This is a genomic window from Microbacterium sp., assembly GCF_032084865.1.
GTDB lineage: Bacteria > Actinomycetota > Actinomycetes > Actinomycetales > Microbacteriaceae > Microbacterium.
On sequence record NZ_DAMDLU010000185.1, the window covers coordinates 1 to 4,207 of the forward strand.

The following is a 4,207-nucleotide window of genomic DNA, read 5'->3' on the forward strand; positions in this document are numbered from 1 at the left end:
GGAAGCGCCGCGAGCGCGGCGTCGACGGTCGTGGGCGACAGGACGGTGAGCCGTGCGACGGCGCGAACCGCAGAGGCGAGGCCGCCGGTGACACGATGCACGACCGGCGCGTCCAGCGCAGACCCCACCTCGATCAGGTACTCGGCGGTCTCGGCGACCGTGAGCAGCAGCGATTCGGCGAACTCCACCCCTTGCTGCGGCGGAACGGCGGCGCGACTGCGCACGGCGAGCCGCACGAGCAGATGCGGCCGGGAGGCCCGCAGCCGGGCGAGCCGCTGCCAGTCTTCTGGGCTGAGGCCGTCAGCATCGTCGATGACCAGCGCGGCGCCTGGTGCCGCGAGATCGTCGTCTGCGACATCCGGCACCGTCCCCGCCGCCCAGGTCACGTCTTCACGTTCAGCCGCCCACGCGCGCAGTGTCGTGGAGGCCCCCGCGCCGGCCGGACCTGCCAGCACCACCACGGGACTCGACGACGACAGCGCATCCAGAAGGCGCCTGCGAGGCAGCGGGCTCTGATCGCCCGCGAACATCATGCCCTCAGTGTAGCTAGAGTGCTCGAGGACGAGAGGGACCCGGATGCCGCCTGCACAGATCGCCGCACGACAGCCGCGACGCGTGGTCCTGCTGCTGGCCGCGGTGAATCTGGTCGCTCTGGGCTCGCTCACGGCGCCGGTCGTCGCCGTCATGCCGTTGAAGTTAGCCGCTCTCCTTCCTGAGGATCAGCGCGCCGGCGCTCTCGCCACCGCGCTCGCCCTCGGCAGCGCCGCAGCCCTCGTGAGCAACCCGCTGTTCGGCGCGCTGTCGGATCGCACACGCGGACGTCTGGGAAGACGGCGACCCTGGATGCTGGGCGGCGTGCTCACCGGGTTCGCATTCATCGGCGCGCTGGCCGCTGCCGACAGCGTCGCGGCGGTCATCATGAGCTGGGTCGGCGCGCAGCTCGCCGTCAACGCGACGATGGCGGCATCCACGGCACTGCTGGCCGACTCGGTCACCGAGCAGCAGCGCGGGTCGGCGTCGGGTCTCTTCACCGCTGCGGCGTTCGTCGGCACCCTGCCGCCGCTGGCTCTTTCGGCGCTGCTGCCCCGCCACGTGGATGTGGTCTCGTTCGTCATGCCGGCGCTCGCGCTGGTCGTGGTGGGCGCGGCCATGATGATCCCCGAGCGGATGCCGGTGCAGGCGATACCCGCTCAGGCGGGGCCCCGCCGACACCAGCGCGCGCGACTCGCCGGCTCCCGCGCCTTCGTCGCGGTGTGGCTGCAGCGGTTTGCGATGCAGGCCGCATTCTCGCTGGCGGCGGCGTTCACCCTCTACCTGGTCATCGATCGGATGACCGGCGACCCTGTGACGGCGACGCCCGTGGCGATGATCGCCACGCTGTGCGGTGGCACGGGCATCATCGTGGGCGCCATCGTCGGCGGAACGTGGGCGTCACGCCGTGGTGGCTACCTGCCGTTCTTCGCCGCTGCGGGCATCGGGCTCGCTACCGCCGCGACTGTGCGGGCTGTGGCCGAGACGCCCGTCGCGCTCTGGCTCGCCGCGGCTGCCGGCGGTCTCGCCGTCGGCACCTCGCTGGCCGTCAACCTCGCCCTGGCGATGCGCGTGGTGCCCGCTCGGCGGGAGGGCGCTTATCTCGGGCTGCTCAACGTCGCCGAGACGATTCCGCAGGTCGTGGTTCCCGTTGCGGCGGCGGCGCTGCTGCGCGTCGGCGCGGGCGACCCGATCTCCGGCGCGGCAGACAACTACGCCGTGCTCTATGCGGCCGCTGCCGTGATGGCGCTGGTGAGCCTGCTCACGCTTCCGGCCGTGCGACGGGCATCCGCTCCCGACGCTGTCGATGCCGCTGCGCGTCCCGCCGTCTCGACGCCAGCCTGAGGTTTCGAGGTCTGGGCTAGATTGATCGGTCGGGAAGGGGAGCGGCAGATGGATACGTCGAGTGGAGCGTCGATCGATGTCGATACGCCCATGACCGAGGGCGTCGGCCGCAGCTCCGCGCCACCCGCTCATCGCACGGGCGTGTTGAACGTGCTGCGGGCGCTGCGCGACGACGGGCCGCAGGATCGCATCCCCGCGGTGCTCGAAGAACACTACCTCGAGGCGTGGTTCGGTTTCGCTCCGCATGAGCTGCGGTCTGTGCTGAATGCCGCTCCCGATCCCGAGGTGCACAGGCGGCCGCTTGTGGCGTACACACGGTCGCTGCTGCGAGGGGAGGCTGTGCCGCCGATGGCTGACGCGCGGCAGAGCGATCTGAAAGCCCTCAGCTCTGCCGCGCGTGGCACCGTCATCGCGATCGGTGTGCTCGAGGCCCGGCTGGGCGGCGAGTTCGATTCCGCGATGCAGCTGGTGAATCGGGCGGCTGCTGATGCCCCGGTCAGCAACGCACTCGTCGACGGCTCCCTCGGGATCGCGTCGTTCACGTTCCTGCAGGCCGGCATCACCCGGATGCTCGCAGGAGATCTCGGTCGTGCGCTGGCTGACTTCGAGCGGGTCAAGTGGACGGTTCCGCCCGCGGATCTGGCCTTCCTGGTGCGCGATGCGCACGCCAAGGCTGCTCTTGTGCACGCGATGTTCGGCGATCCGGAGCTGGTTCACCGAGAGCTCGCCGAAGCTCAGCGGGTGCCACGCACGCAGAGCTGGGCGGAGGTGCTCGTCGACGCCACTGCCAAACTCGCCACGCTCATCGCAGACGGGTCCGAAGCCGCGTTCACCCAGCTGCTCAGCCTCCCGCGTCAGGAGATCGGCGAGATGTGGCCGTTGTTCGTGCTGTCCCTGGCGCCAGCGGTGCTCGCAGGCCGGAGCGGCGCGGAGCGGCTGCTCGTGGCGCTGGAGAATGCGCCCCTGCCCGGCTCGACGACCGGCCAGGGCATGACAGGCAGCGCCAGCGCTGTCGTGCGCGCCGCACAGGCGGCCTCCGCCGGGCGTCTGTCCGAGGCACGCGCCGTTCTCGCATCGGCCGACCCTGAGCTCGTGGTCACGAGGCTCGTGCAGGCGGGGTTGGCGCTCGACGGCGGTATGCCGTCGCAGGCGCTGGCGCTGGCGCTGCGGACGGCGGAGCAGACCGGTGGCCTGCGTCAGCTGGAGCTCTGGCGTCTCGGTGTCCTTCACCTCGCGCATCGCGCCCTCGGCGAGGATGCTGCTGCCGACGCGGCTCTCGAGCAGGCGCGGCGATGTGCGGAGGGACTGTCGCGAGTGAACCTGCCGATCAGCGGCGCCTCCCGCGCGCTGGTCGAGGCCGTGCTGCGCGATGAGACGAGTCCCGCCCCTGCCGCGGCGACGCTGTCGCTGACACCGCGCGAGCTCGAGGTGCTCGCGCACCTGGCTGCGGGCGTCAGTCGGCGCGGGATCGCCGAGCGCCTGTTCGTGTCGGTCAACACCATAAAGTCGCAGGTGTCGAGTCTGTACCGCAAGCTCGACGCCGCCGACCGCGACGAGATGCTCGCCGAGGCCTACCGCCGCGGGCTCATCTGAGAACCGCGCGGCAACGACGAAGGCCCCGGCCTGCTCCCCAGCAGCCCGAGGCCTTCGTCAGTCGCCTATCAGGCGTGTCGGCGTCGACGCATCAGCATCAGCGCGGCACCACCCAGCAGCAGCAGCGCGCCGAACCCGAGGGCCCAGGGCAACAGCTGTCCGCCGGTGATGGCGAGCGGGGTGAGCACCTTGTGCTCGGTGCTGCTGGACGCCGGGTCGAGCACCGCACCACCGGGAGGCGTGGCCGAAGCCGTGGCGACGTTGTTCAGCGTCTGCCCTGCGGCCGAGTCGTTCACCGTGACCGTGTAGGTGATGGTGACCGTCTCGTCGAGGCCGAGCGCTCCGCTCCACGACAGCTTCGTGCCGTCGATCCTCGGCGCGGCGACCTCGCGATCGCCGATCTTCGCGACCGCACCGCCGGTGAGCTTCGCGTGAGCGAGCACCTTGGCGAGATCGTCGGTGATGACGACCCGGTCGAGTGCCGTCTCGCCGGTGTTGGCACCGGTGAGCGTGTAGGTCACGATGCTTCCGGTGGCGACCGCTGTGCCGGATGCCGGGTTCGACGTCTTCGCGAACGTGAAGCCGGGCTTTCCGACGGGGTTCTCGGTGGTCGACGGCGGCGGCGTCAACTCGGCGCCTCCCGGAGGCACCGCGACTCCCGCGACCGTGTTCTTCAGCATCTCACCGCCGGCGTCGCCGTGCACGGTCACCGAGTAGGTGATCGTGACGCGCTCGCCGA

Annotated in this window: 3 protein-coding genes and 1 pseudogene; 2 read left to right on the plus strand and 2 right to left on the minus strand. The window is 71.0% G+C overall.

Annotated elements, in window-relative coordinates:
* Window positions 1–533 (minus strand): annotated as a pseudogene (locus RT309_RS13960) (hypothetical protein); the annotation flags it as partial.
* Between the two features lie 43 nt (window positions 534–576).
* Between RT309_RS13960 and RT309_RS13965 the strand changes: the two are divergent.
* Both RT309_RS13965 and RT309_RS13970 read left to right on the plus strand, forming a co-directional pair.
* On the plus strand, window positions 577–1,875 hold the full coding sequence (locus RT309_RS13965) for an MFS transporter (protein WP_313357996.1): 1,299 nt from the start codon (window positions 577–579) through the stop codon (window positions 1,873–1,875).
* A gap of 90 nt (window positions 1,876–1,965) precedes the next feature.
* Window positions 1,966–3,468, plus strand: coding sequence for a LuxR C-terminal-related transcriptional regulator (locus tag RT309_RS13970; protein WP_313357998.1), 1,503 nt, complete (start codon window positions 1,966–1,968; stop codon window positions 3,466–3,468).
* Window positions 3,469–3,536: 68 nt separating this feature from the next.
* Here the strand turns inward: RT309_RS13970 and RT309_RS13975 are convergent.
* The coding region (locus RT309_RS13975; protein ID WP_313358000.1) for an isopeptide-forming domain-containing fimbrial protein at window positions 3,537–4,207 on the minus strand (671 nt) is incomplete at its 5' end.